Origin of the sequence: Agrobacterium deltaense RV3 (assembly GCF_900013505.1) — a bacterium.
GTDB lineage: Bacteria > Pseudomonadota > Alphaproteobacteria > Rhizobiales > Rhizobiaceae > Agrobacterium > Agrobacterium leguminum.
Genome location: NZ_LT009745.1, coordinates 1,064,600 through 1,080,397, shown reverse-complemented (window position 1 = coordinate 1,080,397; position 15,798 = coordinate 1,064,600). Strand labels below are relative to the sequence as shown.

General features: G+C 60.1%; 16 protein-coding genes. 11 read left to right on the top strand and 5 right to left on the bottom strand.

Annotated elements, in window-relative coordinates; genetic code table 11:
- Positions 1-108: 108 nt before the first annotated feature.
- The 3 genes from purM to AGR7B_RS05495 all read left to right on the top strand — a co-directional run bounded on the left by purM (position 109) and on the right by AGR7B_RS05495 (position 2,920).
- Positions 109-1,182, top strand: a complete 1,074-nt coding sequence (gene purM / locus AGR7B_RS05505) for a phosphoribosylformylglycinamidine cyclo-ligase (protein ID WP_080856207.1) — start codon at positions 109-111, stop codon at positions 1,180-1,182.
- Entirely contained in the window at positions 1,179-1,853 is a 675-nt protein-coding gene (gene purN, locus AGR7B_RS05500) for a phosphoribosylglycinamide formyltransferase (protein WP_080856206.1), read from the top strand. The genes purM and purN overlap by 4 nt, the downstream gene beginning before the upstream one ends.
- A gap of 131 nt (positions 1,854-1,984) precedes the next feature.
- On the top strand, positions 1,985-2,920 hold the full coding sequence (locus AGR7B_RS05495) for an omptin family outer membrane protease (protein ID WP_080856205.1): 936 nt from the start codon (positions 1,985-1,987) through the stop codon (positions 2,918-2,920).
- A 57-nt stretch (positions 2,921-2,977) separates the two neighbouring features.
- Here the strand turns inward: AGR7B_RS05495 and AGR7B_RS05490 are convergent, their stop codons facing one another.
- Together AGR7B_RS05490 and AGR7B_RS05485 are read right to left on the bottom strand one after the other, a co-directional pair.
- Positions 2,978-3,595: an NUDIX domain-containing protein gene (locus AGR7B_RS05490; RefSeq protein ID WP_080856204.1), complete on the bottom strand. Its 618-nt coding sequence runs from the start codon at positions 3,593-3,595 to the stop codon at positions 2,978-2,980.
- 55 nt (positions 3,596-3,650) lie between these two features.
- Positions 3,651-5,873, bottom strand: a complete 2,223-nt coding sequence (locus AGR7B_RS05485; RefSeq protein WP_162934061.1) for a molybdopterin-containing oxidoreductase family protein — start codon at positions 5,871-5,873, stop codon at positions 3,651-3,653.
- A gap of 41 nt (positions 5,874-5,914) precedes the next feature.
- On the opposite strand from AGR7B_RS05485, the gene AGR7B_RS05480 reads away from it, so the two are divergent.
- On the top strand, positions 5,915-6,778 hold the full coding sequence (locus AGR7B_RS05480; RefSeq protein WP_078054080.1) for a 23S rRNA (adenine(2030)-N(6))-methyltransferase RlmJ: 864 nt from the start codon (positions 5,915-5,917) through the stop codon (positions 6,776-6,778).
- Between the two features lie 5 nt (positions 6,779-6,783).
- Here AGR7B_RS05480 and AGR7B_RS05475 read toward each other — a convergent pair whose 3' ends face one another.
- Entirely contained in the window at positions 6,784-7,731 is a 948-nt protein-coding gene (locus AGR7B_RS05475; protein WP_065654066.1) for a lysylphosphatidylglycerol synthase domain-containing protein, read from the bottom strand.
- Between the two features lie 207 nt (positions 7,732-7,938).
- Here AGR7B_RS05475 and AGR7B_RS05470 point away from each other — a divergent pair, with 207 nt between their 5' ends.
- Positions 7,939-8,712 (top strand): ribonuclease T2 family protein, encoded by a 774-nt coding sequence (locus tag AGR7B_RS05470; RefSeq protein ID WP_078054081.1) that lies wholly within the window; start codon positions 7,939-7,941, stop codon positions 8,710-8,712.
- A 112-nt stretch (positions 8,713-8,824) separates the two neighbouring features.
- Positions 8,825-9,421 (top strand): glutathione S-transferase, encoded by a 597-nt coding sequence (locus AGR7B_RS05465; RefSeq protein ID WP_078054082.1) that lies wholly within the window; start codon positions 8,825-8,827, stop codon positions 9,419-9,421.
- 116 nt (positions 9,422-9,537) lie between these two features.
- Here AGR7B_RS05465 and AGR7B_RS05460 read toward each other — a convergent pair whose 3' ends face one another.
- Complete coding sequence (locus tag AGR7B_RS05460) at positions 9,538-10,194, bottom strand: outer membrane protein (RefSeq protein ID WP_035261664.1); 657 nt, start codon at positions 10,192-10,194, stop codon at positions 9,538-9,540.
- Positions 10,195-10,543: 349 nt separating this feature from the next.
- Here AGR7B_RS05460 and AGR7B_RS05455 point away from each other — a divergent pair, with 349 nt between their 5' ends.
- The 5 genes from AGR7B_RS05455 to AGR7B_RS05435 all read left to right on the top strand — a co-directional run bounded on the left by AGR7B_RS05455 (position 10,544) and on the right by AGR7B_RS05435 (position 14,785).
- The gene (locus tag AGR7B_RS05455) at positions 10,544-11,332 is read left to right on the top strand and encodes an SDR family oxidoreductase (RefSeq protein ID WP_035237093.1); all 789 of its coding nucleotides are present in this window, start codon (positions 10,544-10,546) and stop codon (positions 11,330-11,332) included.
- Positions 11,329-13,380, top strand: a complete 2,052-nt coding sequence (gene uvrC, locus AGR7B_RS05450; protein WP_162934060.1) for an excinuclease ABC subunit UvrC — start codon at positions 11,329-11,331, stop codon at positions 13,378-13,380. Before AGR7B_RS05455 ends, uvrC begins: the two co-directional genes overlap by 4 nt.
- A 103-nt stretch (positions 13,381-13,483) precedes the next feature.
- Complete coding sequence (gene pgsA / locus AGR7B_RS05445) at positions 13,484-14,071, top strand: CDP-diacylglycerol--glycerol-3-phosphate 3-phosphatidyltransferase (RefSeq protein WP_003520759.1); 588 nt, start codon at positions 13,484-13,486, stop codon at positions 14,069-14,071.
- Complete coding sequence (gene moaD, locus AGR7B_RS05440) at positions 14,071-14,325, top strand: molybdopterin converting factor subunit 1 (RefSeq protein WP_065654069.1); 255 nt, start codon at positions 14,071-14,073, stop codon at positions 14,323-14,325. The genes pgsA and moaD overlap by 1 nt, the downstream gene beginning before the upstream one ends.
- Positions 14,326-14,329: 4 nt before the next feature.
- On the top strand, positions 14,330-14,785 hold the full coding sequence (locus AGR7B_RS05435) for a molybdenum cofactor biosynthesis protein MoaE (RefSeq protein WP_080856203.1): 456 nt from the start codon (positions 14,330-14,332) through the stop codon (positions 14,783-14,785).
- Between the two features lie 112 nt (positions 14,786-14,897).
- On the opposite strand, the gene AGR7B_RS05430 is transcribed toward AGR7B_RS05435, so the two are convergent.
- The gene (locus tag AGR7B_RS05430) at positions 14,898-15,794 is read right to left on the bottom strand and encodes a branched-chain amino acid ABC transporter permease (RefSeq protein WP_080856202.1); all 897 of its coding nucleotides are present in this window, start codon (positions 15,792-15,794) and stop codon (positions 14,898-14,900) included.
- Positions 15,795-15,798: the final 4 nt, after the last annotated feature.

Sequence of the window (15,798 nt, the reverse complement as noted above, 5' to 3'; positions counted from 1 at the left end):
AGCCCCGCCAAAGCCGTTAAAAACCGGAGCTTTTGCCACTCAAACCCTTGCATCAGGCCCCGTCCCGTGCGAATGGCGACGCCAAAGGAACCAGCGGAGACGAGAGCCATGAGCCAGTCGGGCAAGAACGGTCTTACCTATAGTGATGCAGGTGTGGATATCGACGCCGGCAACCTGATGGTCGAAAAGATCAAACCGGCGGTGCGCTCGACGCGGCGTCCCGGCGCGGATGGCGAAATCGGCGGCTTCGGCGGCCTGTTCGATCTGAAAGCCGCAGGCTTCACCGATCCGGTTCTGGTGGCCGCCAATGACGGCGTCGGCACCAAGCTGAAGATCGCCATCGATGCTGACTATCACGACACCGTCGGCATCGATCTCGTCGCCATGTGCGTCAACGATCTCGTCGTCCAGGGCGCAGAACCGCTGTTCTTCCTCGATTATTTCGCGACCGGCAAGCTGGATCCGGACCAGGGTGCGGCCATCGTTTCCGGCATTGCCGCCGGCTGCCGCGAATCCGGCTGTGCGCTGATCGGCGGCGAAACCGCTGAAATGCCCGGCATGTATTCCGATGGTGATTACGATCTCGCGGGCTTTGCCGTGGGTGCGGCCGAACGCGGCCAGCTTCTGCCGGCCGGCGATATTTCCGAAGGCGACGTCATTCTCGGCCTCTCCTCTTCCGGCGTTCACTCCAACGGCTTTTCGTTGGTGCGCAAGATCGTGTCGATCTCCGGCCTCGACTGGAACGCCCCTGCCCCCTTCGCGGACGGCAAGAAGCTCGGCGAAGCGCTGCTGACGCCGACCCGCATCTATGTGAAGCCGCTTTTGAAGGCGATCCGCGAGACCGGCGCGCTGAAGGCCCTGGCGCATATTACCGGCGGCGGTTTCCCGGAGAATATTCCGCGCGTTCTGCCCAAGCATCTCGCTGCCGAAATCGATCTCGACGCGATCAAGGTTCCCGCCGTCTTCTCATGGCTGGCGAAAACCGGCGGCGTCGAAGCGAAGGAAATGCTGCGCACCTTCAATTGCGGCGTCGGCATGATCGTCGTCGTTTCGGCTGAAAATGCCGAAAAGGTCACCGAGGTTCTGACCGCCGAAGGCGAGACCGTCTTCCCGCTCGGCCGCATGGTCGCCCGCGAAGAAGGCGCGCATGGCACCATCTATAAGGGCGCTCTCGGCCTATGATGAGCGCCGCCTTCCCGTCCGGCCGCAAACGCGTCGTCGTTTTCATTTCCGGCAGCGGCTCCAACATGGTGTCGCTGGCCAAGGCCTGTCAGGCGGCGGATTTTCCGGCGGAAATCGTCTGCGTCATCTCGGACAGGGCGTCTGCGGGCGGGCTGGAAAAGGCACGGGGCATGGGCATTCCCACGCTGGTGTTCGAGCGCAAGACCTATGCCAGCAAGGCCGAGCATGAGGGCGCCATTCTGGCCGCACTTGGTGAAATCGCGCCCGATATCATTTGTCTCGCCGGTTACATGCGGCTGATATCGGGGGATTTCATTGCTCCCTATGAAGGGCGCATCATCAATATCCACCCTTCCCTGCTGCCGCTTTTCCCCGGCCTCAACACCCATCAGCGCGCCATTGACAGCGGCATGAAGATTTCCGGCTGCACCGTGCATTTCGTCACCGAAGGCATGGATGAAGGTCCGACCATCGCGCAGGGTGCGGTGCCGGTCATTTCCGGCGATACGGCCGAAACTCTGGCGTCGCGGATCCTGACAGTTGAGCATCAGCTCTACCCGCTTACCCTGAAGCGGCTTGCCGAAGGCAAGGTTCGAATGGAAGATGGCAAGGCGGTCTCCACGGATGGCGACAGTAAAACTGAGTATTCCAACCTCATCTCCGCCTCCTGATAAAGCTATAACTAAAGTACAAAAACAATCATAATGGTATTTTTCGGAAAATAAACCGATCGTTTACCATAATCATCTTTAATGCCCGCAACGGCCCTTATTTCGGGCCCTCCGGTCATTCAGGAGCGATTATGCCATTGTCGAGATTTTCCCTGCCGCTTTCGGCTGTTCTGATGGCGGGCGCCAGCCTGCCCGTCGCGGCTGAGCAAAGCGGCATTACAGCCTCAGTGGATGCCGGCGTTCTCAATCTTCGAGCGACGGAAACCGTCCATATCGGTGGTCGCAAGCTGAGCGAACTCGAATGGGAAACCAAAAACGCGGTAGCATTGCGCGGCTCGCTCGGGCTTGAACTTGCGCCCGGCTGGCGCGTCAAGGCGGAAGGCCGCGTCGGCTTCGAGGGCGACGGCTACATGACCGACTATGACTGGGTTTGGCCTTTTTCCAGAGATAGCTCCAAGGACAATTGGAGCCACCGTTCCCAGCATGACGACACGCGGCTCGACCATTATTTTTCGGGAAGCCTCGAACTCAATCGCATGTTGCTGGACGATCCGCAGCAATATCTCAGCGCCGGTGTGGGTTTTCGTTATACGGATGTTCAATGGTCGGCTTATGGCGGCAACGCCGTTTACAGCGTTTTCTCCCCCCGCGATTTCTCCGGCAAATTCAAGGATGGCCTCAAGGGCATCACCTATCGCCAGCAAATCCCGGTTTTCTACGGCAACCTGACGGGCGGCCAGAGGTTCGGCAACTGGTCGCTCAATCTGGGCCTCGAAGGTGGCGCCATGGTCTACGGCAAGGCGACCGACGATCACTGGCTGCGTGACATGCGCTTCACCGACAAATTCGACGTCGCCGGCATGTTCGGGGTCAAGGCCGGCGTCGCCTATGACCTGACCGAGAATGCCTCGATCTATCTCGACGGCGCATATGACTATACCAGCCTCGGGCGCGGAGACACACATTACAGCGGCGCAGGCGCCGGAAACCTGTCATCGGAAAAGAATGCCGGCGGCGGTGACTTGCAGTCGATTTTCGTGGGGATGGGTGTGAGAGGACGCTTCTGATTTCGGCGGTTTTACTCGATGTACGAATTTACCAGATGCGTTCGAATAACCCTGCCCTCAAAGCCGATCGCGATTCAACATCGCCCATTGCAGGAGAATGATCGTCTTGGAATCGGTGATTTCACCCGATGCGATCATCGCGAAGGCTTCGTCCAGCCCGTAGGTCAGAACCTCCAGATCCTCGCCTTCGTCCTCCAGTCCGCCGCCGCTGCCGGCCTGCACGTCAAGATCAATGCGGGCGACGAAGAGGCTGACTTTCTCCGTCAGCGTGCCGGGGCTTGCATACATGTCGAAGAGATACTCGACCTTCTCAACAGCGTAACCGGATTCTTCCATTGCCTCACGGCGGATGGCGACGGCTGCGTCGTCGTCGTCGAGAAGCCCCGCCGGTACCTCGATCATGAAGCTTTGATCGCCGTTCACGAAGGCGGCGGGGCGGAACTGGCGCACCATCACCACGCTGTCGCGCTTCGGGTCATAAAGAAGAATGGCGGCGGCGCTGCCATGGTCGTGGACTTCCCGGACGATACGGATGGTTTTGCCATCCGGCATGCGCTGGTCGAAAACGAGCTTCTGCATATGCACGAAGCCCTTCCAGACGGTTTCTTTTTCCACCAGCCGGATTCTGCCCGCATCCGTGTCAGCCGGAATGTTTTTCGCCTGCGTCTGTGTCACCGGATATGTCCTTGCATGTCGTGGAATTTCAGCCTGCCCGTGTTGCGGCGCAATATCAAGCCTCGCGGGCCTCGTCATCGCGGCGGAGCCACACCTTGTTGTCGTGAAAAGCCGCACCGCCGTAGGGAGCGACGGCATCGGCGCCGGTCAACACATTGATGCCTTCGCCATCGAGATGCGCCCTGTTTGGCCACAGCCCTTCGGCGATCAGCACACCCGGTCTCGCACCCTCCACGATTTTCGCATGGAGGCGCACTTCGCCGCGCGCATTGCCAATGCGGACGATGTCGCCATCGGCGATGCCGTTGCCGCTCGCATCCTCGGGACAGATCATCAATTCCGGACGGCCTTCCTTCTGCACGGAGGTCTTCGTTTCCGCGAAGGTGGAGTTCAGGAAGTTGCGCGCCGGCGATGTCGCCAGCCGGAAGGGATGGTCACCGTCCACGGTTTCGATGACGTCGACCTGATCCGGGAATTTCGGAAATTGTGCAACAGGCCCCATCACACCGATATTTTTCGGCGGCTTGTTCGGAGACGGTCCAGTCGCCCATTCGGGGCTGAAGCGGAATTTGCCATCGCCGTAACCGAAGCCTTGGAGATAATGCGCCACCTCGAAGGACGGCTGCGCATCGATCCACTTTTCTTCAGCCAGCGTGTCGAAATCGCCCCAGCCGCTGACTTTGAGCATACGGTCGACATGGTCGCGGGCCGAAAGGCCGAAGCCCGGCATGTGGTCGACGCCGAGGCGCTTTGCCAGTTCCTCGATGACGAAGAGATTGGTGCGCACCGTTTCCGGCGGCTCCACCAGTTTGGGCCCAAGCAGAATGTGGTTCTGGCCGCCGGCGCGGTAGATGTCGTCATGTTCGAGGAACATGGTCGCGGGCAGCACGATATCGGCCACATCGGCCGTTTCGGTCATGAACTGCTCATGCACGGCGACGAAGAGATCGTCGCGCAGGAAACCCTGTTTTACCAGTCGCTGTTCGGGCGCGACATTGACGGGATTGGTGTTCTGGATGAGCAGCGCCGTCACCGGGTCGCCGTGGCGCAGCGCTTCCGCGTTCCCCGTCAACACGCGGCCGATCTGCGACTGGTCGAGCTGGCGCACCTCGGGGTCGGCGTAAGAACTGCCCATCAGCTCCGCCTTGTTGAGCCGGAAGATATCGCCATTGTTGTGGAACGCGCCGCCGCCCTCATATTGCCAGGAGCCGAGAACCGTGGCGATGGAAAGCGCCGCATGCATGGCGACCGCGCCGTTGCGCTGGCGGGCAAAACCATATCCGAGCCGGAAGAAGGTCTTCTTGGTGGCGCCGACCAGCCTTGCGAAATCCTCGATTTCGTCGACGGAAAGGCCGGTGATTTCGGATGCCCATTGCGGTGTCTTCGTCTTCAGATGCGCCTCGAGCCCGGCCGGATCGTCGGCGAAGCGCGCCATATAATCACGGTCGGCGTAACCGTCGCGGAAGGCGATGTGCATGACGGCGCAGGCAAGTGCGGCATCCGTGCCGGGGCGGACGACGAGGCGCATATCCGCCTGCTTCATAGTCGGATTGTCGTAGATATCGACGACGACGATCTTCGCACCGCGTTCCTTGCGGGCTTTCACCGCATGGGTCATGACATTGACCTGTGTGGCGACCGCGTTGGTGCCCCAGATGACGACGACATCGGCCTTGGCGATCTCGCGCGGATCCGGGCCGCGCAGTGCGCCGGTGCCCATCACATAACCGGTCCAGGCCATGTTGGTGCAGATCGAGCCGAAAAAGCCGGAATATTTCTTGGCGTGGCGCAGCCGCTCGATGGAATCGCGCTGCACCTGCCCCATGGTGCCGGCATAGAAATAGGGCCAGATGGCCTCAGTACCATGCCGCGCCTCGGCCTTGACAAAAGCGTCCGCCACCTCGTCCAGAGCCGCTTCCCAGGAAATCTCCTGCCAGTCGCCGGCACCCTTTGCGCCTTTGCGGCGCTTCGGCGTCAGCAAACGGCCGGGATGGTAGATGCGCTCGGAATAACGCGCCACCTTGGCGCAGATCACGCCGGCGGTATAAGTATTGGCGTTAGCCCCACGCACGCGGCCGATGCGGCCATCGGCATTGATGTCGACCTCGAGCGCGCAGGCGCTCGGACAGTCATGCGGGCAGACCGTGTGTCCGATACGGACTTCGGACTTCGGGGCGGCTTTTTCAGCGGAAATCGGGGTCGCAACGTTCATGTCTTTTGTATATTGCATCAACGATGCGGCAAAAAGGCCGAAGTGACGTCCATCAAGAATATTCATCCTGACCATTCATCCGGATAAACGGCAAGCGAGACACATCCATGAACTACCGCCACATCTATCACGCCGGCAATTTCGCGGATGTCCTCAAACATGCCGTTCTCGCCCGCCTCGTGCGTTACCTGCAGAACAAGGACAAGGCCTTTCGCGTGCTGGACACCCATGCCGGCATCGGGCTTTACGACCTGACCTCGGAAGAGGCGCAGAAGACCGGCGAATGGCAGACCGGCATCGGCAAGCTGATGGAGGCCGATCTGCCCGCCCCCATCGCCGAACTGCTGGAGCCTTATCTTGACGCCGTGAAGGAGCTCAATCCGGAAGGTGGCGTGAAATTCTATCCCGGCTCACCGAAACTAGCGCGCATGCTGTTTCGCCCGCAGGACCGGCTTTCGGCCATGGAACTGCACCCGGATGACAGCCGGGCGCTCGCGCGCCTCTTCGAGGGGGACTATCAGGTGCGAGTTACCGAGCTGGATGGCTGGCTGTCGCTCGGCGCGCATCTGCCGCCGAAGGAAAAGCGTGGCCTGATCCTCGTCGATCCGCCTTTCGAGCTTGAGAATGAATATCAGCGTCTGGCCGATGGCTTGAACAAGGCCTATCGGCGTTTTTCCACCGGCACCTATTGCCTGTGGTATCCCTTGAAGAAAGGCGCTCCTATCAAGGACTTCCACGAGCGGCTGCAATCCTTCGACATTCCGAAGATGCTGTGCGCGGAGCTTTCCGTCAGAAGCGACCGGCTGGATGGCCTGAGCGGCTCCGGCCTCATCATCGTCAATCCGCCTTATACGCTAAAGGACGAGTTGCATACGCTGCTGCCCTACCTGAAGACAATGCTGGCGCAGGACAGGTTCGCCTCGCAGCGCGCCTTCTGGCTGCGCGGCGAGGAAAAATCGGAAGAGATTTGAAAGGGCTATCTCAGCCCTTCCCGCCTCTGCGCCTGCGCCAGCTGTGACCGTTCGAAGAACAGGATCACGAACAGGGCCATGATGAAGGGAATGATGAGGTAGAACAGCCGGAAGACCAGAAGCGCCGCGATGACATCCGCCGGGTTCATGTCCGGCAGGCCGGTGACGAAGACCAGTTCCAGCACCCCCAGACCTCCCGGCGCGTGCGAGATGAGCGCCGCCGAGAAGGAAACCAGAAATATGCCGAGAATGACCATATAACCAGGATTTCCGGCTTCCGGCAGCGCAAAATAGATGATGCCCGCCGCGCCGATCAGTTCGATCGGGCCGATGACGAGTTGCTGCGCAACAAGCTTCGGCGCGGGGTATGGCAGCACGAAGGAACCGATTTTCAGGGGCTTCAGCCTTAGCAGGCTGCCAAGAATATAAAGACCGACGAAAAGAAGCAGCACCACACCTGTGGTGGTGGAGGCTTCGACGGGCAGAATGCCGGTAAACCGTTCGGTGATGTCAGGCTCGTAAAGCAGCACCAGCCCGATGAGCATGATCGTGCCGATGAGGAAAGTGAAGGAGCAGAGGCCGACAAGCACGCCCACTTCCGCCACACTCAGCCCCTTGGACGTATAGGCCCTATATCGCACCACGGCGCCGGAGAATACCGAGGCCCCGACATTGTGGGACAGCGCATAGGTAGTGAAAGAGGTGAGCGTGATGAAGAACCAGTTCACTTTGCGGCCAAGATGCTGCAACGCGATGCGGTCGTAACCGGCGAGCGCGGCATAGGCCAGCAGGGTAGCAAGGCCCGAACACAGCCAGTCCCGCACGCGAATGGCTTTCAGACTGTCCCAGAGATCATCGAGCGACAGGCCGCGCAATTCGTGAAAGAGCAACCAGGCGGAAAAACCGATCGTCGCGAAGCCAACGACGGGCCAGATATATTTCTTGAATTTCATGCGGTCATGCCCGCCTATTTCCTCCAGCCTCACCCCAGCCCTGTTCCGTCTTTGCGGAAGATTCGTTCAACTTTATTCGTTATGCGGCAAAGCTTTCAACCTTTTCATCAAAGATTGGCGGTTTGCCCCGTTCACAAGTTGATGTAAGACCGGATCGTCGCCCGCCGGCGATGTGAGGTCGTCCACTTTCCGGAGAACGTACACGGAATGAAGCGTTATGCCGGTTTCATCGCCCTGGGCCTTCTGTCGCTCGGCGCATTGTGGTTCGCGCGGGAAAATCCGGCTCCGACCAGCCCCGCCGGCAACCGGCAGACACAATCCCAATCGCAGACCGTCGGCAACTCCCGGCCGGACGCTCCAGGGCGCGACGTTTCCCGACAGGAGACGGGCAAGAACCCTGCGTCCCGCGGAAGCGGATTCGATTTTTACGTGCTGTCGCTCTCCTGGTCACCGGCATTCTGCGCCAGTTCCGAAGGCTCGGGCAACCGCCAGCAATGCGGCAGCGACAGACGTTACGGTTTCGTGGTGCACGGGCTGTGGCCGCAGAACGAAAACGGTTATCCTGAATTCTGCCAGAGCGGTGAGCCCGACCGTGTTCCGGACGCGATCGGCCGCACCATGTTCGATATCATGCCGTCCATGGGCCTGATCGGCCACCAGTGGCGCAAGCACGGCTCCTGCTCCGGCCTGTCGCAGAGGGACTATTTCTCGGCGACACGGGCCGCCTTCGAAGCCATCCGGCTGCCGGGAAAGATCGCCTCCGGCGCCGAAGCCGCCACTCTCTCCGCCGACGCCATAGAAACCGCCTTCACCGACGCCAATCCCGGCCTGTCGAAACGCGGCATCTCCATCAGCTGCGACGGCAGGCGCCTTGAGGAAGTGCGCATCTGCCTCAACAGGGACATGACATTCCGCGACTGCCCCGAGCTTGACCGCAAGGGCTGCCGCGCCAACGCCACGGAAATCATCCCCATTCGCTAGAGCGCATCGAATGCTCTCGATTGCACTCTTCTACACATTTTCCAGACATAAAACCGCTATGCAGCTTTATTGACTATTCCAGTCCCCAGACGACAACCCACAGGACACGACCATGGAACTGCTCTACTCGCCCGCCTCCCCCTACTCCGCCAAGGTCCGTATGGCCGCGCGCCATCTCGGCATCGACATTACCTCCGTGCGTGTCGACACCAGTGCCGAGCCCGCAACGCTGATGGACAACAATCCGCTCGGCAAGATTCCGGTCCTGCTTCTGGATGAAGGCGGCTCGGTCTATGACAGCGTGGCGATCATGCATTATCTCGACCGTCTTTCGGGCGGCAAGCTCTACCCGAAAAAGAACGGCAAGCGCACGGATGTGGAAATTCTCGAAGCGCTGTGCGACGGCATCATGGATTGCCTGCTCGCCATCGTTTACGAGCGCCGTTTCCGCCCGGAAGAAAAGATCCACCAGCCCTGGATCGACAAGCAGTGGAGCAAGGTGGTCCGCGGGCTTGATTATCTCAACACCAACCTGCCGAAAACCGGCAAGAAGCTGCATGGCGGCCATTTCGCCCTTGCCGCGATGATCGGTTATCTCGACCTGCGTTTCGCCGGCGAATGGGCCGAAGGGCGCGATGCGCTGGCCGGCTGGCCGGAAACCTTCGGCAAGCGTTTCGAAGCCTATGCGGAAATGAAGGCCGCCGCCTGAGTGGGATGCAGAAGGACGCCTGGCCGGAAGGCCGGGCACTCATGCCGACGCTTAAGAGCGAAAAACAAAAAAGCCGGGGCAAAACCCCGGCTTTTCCAATAGCGATCCTTGAGGGATCAGAACTTGACGCCGATACCGGCCTTGACGGAGTGGTCATCATAACCACGCGAGAAGGCGTCGTTGCCGAGCGTGTAGTCCTTCTTCTGGTAGTCGCTGTAGCGATATTCCAGACGAGCGGTGATGTTGTCTGTAACCATGGCTTCAACACCGGCACCAACCGTGTATCCGAGAGCCGTGGCGCTGTCCTTGTTGACGCCGTCACGAACCTTGTTGTCGGAAACAGCAAGACCGGCCGTACCGTAGAGCAGGAACGGGTTCATGTCGTAACCGACGCGGCCACGCAGCGAGCCGTTGACGCCCTGCTTGCCTTCGACGGCGCGACCTGCGACCGTACCGGCGGAACCGCGCTCGTCACCGAGGTTGACGTCTGCTTCCGCACCGTAAACCAGCTGGCCGTTCTGCCAGTTGTAACCGCCGTAGAGACCGCCGCCAGCGCCCTTGGCGTCACGACCGTCGTTGCTGGAGCTGAAACGGCCCCAATCGTAGTTGACCGTACCACCGAGGTACGCACCGGACCAATCCTTGACCGGCGCGGGCTGGTCGTAGGAAACCGGTGCCTGCGGCACTTCGTTTACGGCGTCAGCGGCGTGAGCAGCCGAAAAGCCGGCGGCTGCCATGGTCGAAGCCATAAGGGTTGCTACGAAAATACGCATGCTATTCTCCTTTCAGGACCGCTCTGTACTCAAAACATTGTTCTCAGACGCGGTGTAAACTCGTCGGGTTAATCGCCCCTCTGGAAACTGAATTTGATAGGAGAATGCGGAGATCAAAGAGCCAAAATGTGAATTGTTTGGGGCGGCGACGTGACTAGAATTAGACGTTGCCTAATTGCCACAAGGGGTTTATTAACCCTAACAGAAGCCTAACCAGCAATAGATTGCCTTTAAACTTAGTTATATTCAAATTAAACCGAAATTGCATTGTGAATAAAAAATCGCCCAATTCTTTTGGGGCCGATGGACAGCTTGCGATTTGCATTTATATCCAGCAAATAGGACGGATATGAGCAAATGCAGGTCAGCCGTGAAAGAAAATATACAAAAGACAGTCTTGATAACGGGAGCCGCCCGGCGGCTGGGGCGGGCAATCGCCACCGATCTGGCCGCCCATGGCTTCGCCATCGCCGTCCATGCCAATGCATCCATGGCCAGCGCCGAGGAATTCGCTAACGAAATAAGGCAGAAAGGTGGCAAGGCCGTAGCCGTTCAGGCGGATCTGACACAATCCGGCCCTGCCTCGGGGCTCATCGAACAGGCTGCGTCAGCACTGGGGCCTATCGGCGTCGTTATCAACAATGCGTCGGTTTTTCTCGACGACTCGGCGGACAAGCCCGATCCGGCGATCTTCGACGCACATTTCGCCGTGCATGTGCGGGCGCCCTCCCTCATCGCCGCCGCCTTTGTCGAGCAACTGCCTGCCGATAAATCCGGGCTGATCGTCAATATCATCGACCAGCGCGTGCTTGCGCTCACGCCACGGTTTTATTCCTATACGCTTTCGAAATCGGCGCTCTGGACGGCCACGCGGACGATGGCGCAAAGCTTTGCGCCGCGTGTGCGGGTCAACGCCATTGGGCCGGGTCCCACCTTCAAAAGCGAAAGACAGGCGCCCGAGGACTTTCAGGCGCAGATCGACGGCCTTATATTAAAGCGTGGTCCCGCACCGGACGAGTTCGGGCGGACGATTCGCTTTCTTTTCGACACGCCGTCGGTCACCGGACAAATGATCGCGCTCGACGGCGGCCAGCATCTTGGCTGGGAAACCCCTGACGTGGCGGAGATAAATGAATGAACGGAAAGAAGCTGCCTGATGGCGGTATTCTCTTCGATGAAACCGACGACGAAGACGACGATGCAAACCTTGCCGCAACCGATGCGACCGAGGCATCGAGCGACGTTGCCGGCATGGATTGGAATGCGGGCTGGAAGAACGAATCCGGCCTGAAGGGCATGGATCTGATCGGCGAATTCGTCAAACACCTGCCGAATGCGCCGGGCGTCTATCGCATGTTCAACGAGGCGAACGACGTTCTTTATGTCGGCAAGGCGCGCTCGCTGAAGAAGCGTGTCGGCAATTACGCGCAGGGCCGCGTGCATTCCAACCGCATTGCCCAGATGGTGCGGCTGACCGCCCATATGGAATTCGTCACCACCCGCACGGAAACAGAGGCGCTTCTACTGGAAGCGAATCTCATCAAGCGCTTGCGGCCGCGCTTTAATGTGCTTTTGCGCGACGACAAGTCTTTTCCCTATATTCTCATTACCGCAGACAATCGCGCGCCGGCGATTTTCAAACACCGTGGAGCGCGGGCGCGCAAGGGCGATTATTTCGGCCCCTTTGCGTCGGCCGGCGCAGTCGGCCGCACCATCAATTCTCTGCAACGCGCCTTTTTGATCCGCACCTGCACCGACAGCGTGTTCGAAACCCGCACGCGTCCCTGTCTTCTTTACCAGATCAAGCGCTGTTCCGGCCCCTGCACGCATGAGATCAGCGATCAGGGGTATGAAGAACTCGTCAAGGAAGCCAAGGATTTCCTGTCCGGCAAGAGCCAGAGCGTCAAGACCGCGATTGCGCGGCAGATGAACGAGGCGGCCGAGGACCTCGATTTCGAGCGCGCCGCCGTCTATCGCGACCGGCTGGCCGCACTGTCGCATGTCCAGAGCCATCAGGGCATCAACCCCGCCGGCATCGAGGAGGCGGATGTCTTCGCCATCCACCATGAAGGCGGCATCTCCTGCATTCAGGTGTTCTTTTTCCGCACCGGGCAGAACTGGGGCAACCGCGCCTATTTCCCGAAGGCCGACCCTTCGCTGCCCGGCTCGGAAATCCTCAATGCATTCCTGGCGCAGTTTTATGACGACAAGCCGGTGCCTAAGCAAATCCTGCTTTCCGAAACGGTGGAGGAGCAGGAGCTGCTGGCCGCAGCACTCGGCGAAAAGGCCGGGCACAAGGTGACAATCAGCGTGCCGCAGCGTGGCGAGAAGAAGGACATCACCGACCATGTGCTTGCCAATGCCCGAGAGGCGCATGGCCGCAAGCTGGCGGAAACCTCGTCTCAGGCGCGGCTGCTGAAGGGTTTTGCGGAAACCTTCGGTCTTTCCTATGTGCCGCGCCGGATCGAGATTTACGATAACTCCCATATCATGGGCACCAATGCCGTGGGCGGCATGGTCGTGGCGGGGCCGGAAGGTTTCGTGAAGAACCAGTACCGCAAGTTCAACATCAAATCGACCGACATCACCCCCGGCGACGACTTCGGCATGATGCGCGAGGTGATGACCCGCCGCTTCTCGCGTCTGTTGAAGGAAGAGGGAAAGCCCGACCGTGGACAGACGCAGACGCCGACGCCGGAGGAAGCCGCCGATATGCCCTTCCCCGCCTGGCCCGATGTGATCCTGATCGATGGCGGTCAGGGGCAGATGACGGCGGTACGGGCCATTCTCGATGAACTCGGCATTCGCGACTGTGTGACCGCCATCGGCGTCGCCAAGGGTGTGGACCGCGAGGCGGGCCGCGAACGCTTCTTTGCGGATGGGCGCAGCGATTTTTCGCTGCCGCCGCGCGATCCCGTGCTCTATTTCATTCAGCGCATGCGCGACGAAGCGCACCGCTTCGCCATCGGCTCGCACCGGGCGCGGCGCAAGAAGGAAATGGTGCGCAATCCGCTCGACGAAATCTCGGGAATCGGTCCGGGCCGCAAGCGCTCCCTGCTGCAGCATTTCGGCACGGCCAAGGCGGTTTCCCGCGCCGGTCTCAACGACCTGATGGCTGTCAGCGGCATTTCGGAGACGGTTGCGCGGCAAATCTACAATCACTTCCACGAGAGCGGCGGCGATTGACGCCGTGCCGTCGTGGCGAACTGCTAAAAAAACATAATCCCGTGTTGACGCTATGCCCTGGCGGCGGCATCAAGGCAGCTAATCTTAGACTGACAGGTTTCCCATGGCTTCGCGCGCATACAGCATTCCCAACCTACTCACCTATGGCCGCATCCTCGCGGTTCCTGTCATCGTTTTGTGCTTTTACATCGAAGGGAAACTGGAAAGCTCGGATTTCGCGCGCTGGACGGCATTGTGGCTGTTCATCATCGCCTCGCTGACCGATTTCCTCGATGGTTATCTCGCGCGTATCTGGAACCAGACGTCGAATATCGGCCGCATGCTGGACCCGATCGCCGACAAGCTGCTGGTCGCCTCCGTCCTGCTTCTGATGGCGGCGGATGGCACCATTGCCGGCTGGTCGCTCTGGGCGGCCATCACCATTCTCTGCCGCGAAATTCTGGTCTCGGGCCTGCGCGAATATCTGGCGGCGCTGAAGGTCAGCGTTCCCGTCACCCGCATCGCCAAATGGAAGACCACCATCCAGATGGTCGCCATCGCCTTCCTGCTCGCGGGTCCTGCGGGCGACAAGGTTCTGCCCTACACGACCGAAATGGGCATTACCCTGCTGTGGATCGCGGCGGCGCTGACCATGTATACCGGCTATGATTACTTCAAGGCCGGCCTGAAGCACATTGTGGACGAAGACTGATGACACGGATCGTTTATTTCGCCTGGGTTCGCGAGAAGATCGGCACGGATGAAGAAGAGCTGGACATCCCCTCCTCCGTCACCACCGCCGGCGAGCTGATCGCCTGGCTTGCGACGCGCGGCGAGAATTACGAAGCCGCCTTCGAGTTTCCCAATGTGATCCGCGTCGCCGTCAATCAGGAGCATGTCGAGCATGATGAAAGCATCGTCGGCGCGCGCGAGATCGGCATTTTCCCGCCGATGACGGGGGGATGAGCGGATGCAGCCGACGGTCCGCGTGCAGGCAGAGGATTTCGACGCTGCGGAAGAAACCCGCCGGCTGACGGAAGGGGACAGGAGCATCGGCGCGGTCGTGGCCTTCACCGGGCTCTGTCGGGATGATGGCGGCACGCTTGCGGCGCTGGAGCTTGAACACTATCCCGGCATGGCCGAGGCGGAAATAACCCGCATCGCCACACTTGCCATGGAGCGCTTCGGCCTTCTCGGCCTCACCGCCATCCACCGCCACGGCAAGATCGCCACCGGCGAAAACATCGTCCTCGTCATCGCAGCTTCATCGCATCGACAGGCCGCCTTCGATGGCGCCAATTTCGTGATGGATTATCTCAAGACATCCGCCCCGTTCTGGAAAAAGGAACATGGCAAGGATGGCTCGGCGGGCGACTGGGTTGCGGCAAAAACAACCGACGACGCGGCCAAGGACAAGTGGCGATAGAGCATTTCCAGGAAAAGTGGAGCCCGGTTTTCCGTCCGGAAATGCGACGAAACAAGAGTTAGAGCGCTTCGTCGATTCGAAGAAACGACGAAAGACGCTCTAGTGGCCAGACTCAGGGCGCTTCCACCCTGCTGCGCATGACAATCAGCCAGCCGACCAGCATCGCCAGAACCACCGCATCGCGCCAGGCGGCCGGGCCGTAACCGACCCAGAAAGTTTCCGCAAAGCCGACGGCGGCGGCCCCAAGGCCGCAGATGAGCGGACTGGCATAACCGCCCGCCGCCGAAATCAGCACCACCTTCAGGCCAAAGACCAGACCGGCGCCGAAATCCATGGTGCCGTAATAGAATGTGGCCAGCACGCCGGCGATGGCGGCGACGAGGCCCGCCGCACAATAGGAGACGAGAAATATCCGGCCCGCATTCACCCCGCATAATGCGGCGGCGAAAGCATCGTCCGAGACCGATTTCCAGCGCCTGCCGAAAGCGGAACGGCCAAGATAAAACGACCCTGCGAGAATGAGCAGGCAGAACGCCGCCGTGTTCAGCATCTGCATCGGCGTCAGGGTCACGGCAAAGCCGCCATCGGCCCAGAAGCGCACCGGCTGAGACAGAAGCGGCGGCAGCCATAATTGCCTTGTGTCGGCGGCCAGCCTCGCGCTTTCGGTCAGCGCAATCAGCACGCCGACAGAGGCGACGGTCACGGCATTGGGAGAGGCTTTCGCCAGCGGGCGCATCACCGCCCGGCCGACAAAACCCGCCGCCCACAGCCCGCCGAACAGGCCTGCCCCTGCCCCGAGCGCCAATGTTGCCGGCAAAACCAGCCACAGCCGGTTCCAGCCGAAATCCGCAAATAATAGGCAGGTCTGGCCGGCAAAGGCGAATATGGCGCCATAGGTGACATCGGCGCGTTTGGTGACCGAAAAGGCGATGGCATAACCAAAGGCCAGAACCGCATAAAGCGAGGCGACCGGCACAGCATTCAGCGATTGTTGCAGGAAATAGGCCAAGCGC

What these genes read in the sequence shown, in the direction of transcription:
- purM (WP_080856207.1), top strand. Translation starts at nt 109, where the DNA reads ATGAGCCAGTCGGGCAAGAACGGTCTTACCTATAGTGATGCAGGTGTG.
- purN (WP_080856206.1), top strand. Translation starts at nt 1,179, where the DNA reads ATGATGAGCGCCGCCTTCCCGTCCGGCCGCAAACGCGTCGTCGTTTTC.
- AGR7B_RS05495 (WP_080856205.1), top strand. Translation starts at nt 1,985, where the DNA reads ATGCCATTGTCGAGATTTTCCCTGCCGCTTTCGGCTGTTCTGATGGCG.
- AGR7B_RS05485 (WP_162934061.1), bottom strand. Translation starts at nt 5,873, where the DNA reads ATGAATATTCTTGATGGACGTCACTTCGGCCTTTTTGCCGCATCGTTG.
- AGR7B_RS05480 (WP_078054080.1), top strand. Translation starts at nt 5,915, where the DNA reads ATGAACTACCGCCACATCTATCACGCCGGCAATTTCGCGGATGTCCTC.
- AGR7B_RS05475 (WP_065654066.1), bottom strand. Translation starts at nt 7,731, where the DNA reads ATGAAATTCAAGAAATATATCTGGCCCGTCGTTGGCTTCGCGACGATC.
- AGR7B_RS05470 (WP_078054081.1), top strand. Translation starts at nt 7,939, where the DNA reads ATGAAGCGTTATGCCGGTTTCATCGCCCTGGGCCTTCTGTCGCTCGGC.
- AGR7B_RS05465 (WP_078054082.1), top strand. Translation starts at nt 8,825, where the DNA reads ATGGAACTGCTCTACTCGCCCGCCTCCCCCTACTCCGCCAAGGTCCGT.
- AGR7B_RS05460 (WP_035261664.1), bottom strand. Translation starts at nt 10,194, where the DNA reads ATGCGTATTTTCGTAGCAACCCTTATGGCTTCGACCATGGCAGCCGCC.
- AGR7B_RS05455 (WP_035237093.1), top strand. Translation starts at nt 10,544, where the DNA reads ATGAGCAAATGCAGGTCAGCCGTGAAAGAAAATATACAAAAGACAGTC.
- uvrC (WP_162934060.1), top strand. Translation starts at nt 11,329, where the DNA reads ATGAACGGAAAGAAGCTGCCTGATGGCGGTATTCTCTTCGATGAAACC.
- pgsA (WP_003520759.1), top strand. Translation starts at nt 13,484, where the DNA reads ATGGCTTCGCGCGCATACAGCATTCCCAACCTACTCACCTATGGCCGC.
- moaD (WP_065654069.1), top strand. Translation starts at nt 14,071, where the DNA reads ATGACACGGATCGTTTATTTCGCCTGGGTTCGCGAGAAGATCGGCACG.
- AGR7B_RS05435 (WP_080856203.1), top strand. Translation starts at nt 14,330, where the DNA reads ATGCAGCCGACGGTCCGCGTGCAGGCAGAGGATTTCGACGCTGCGGAA.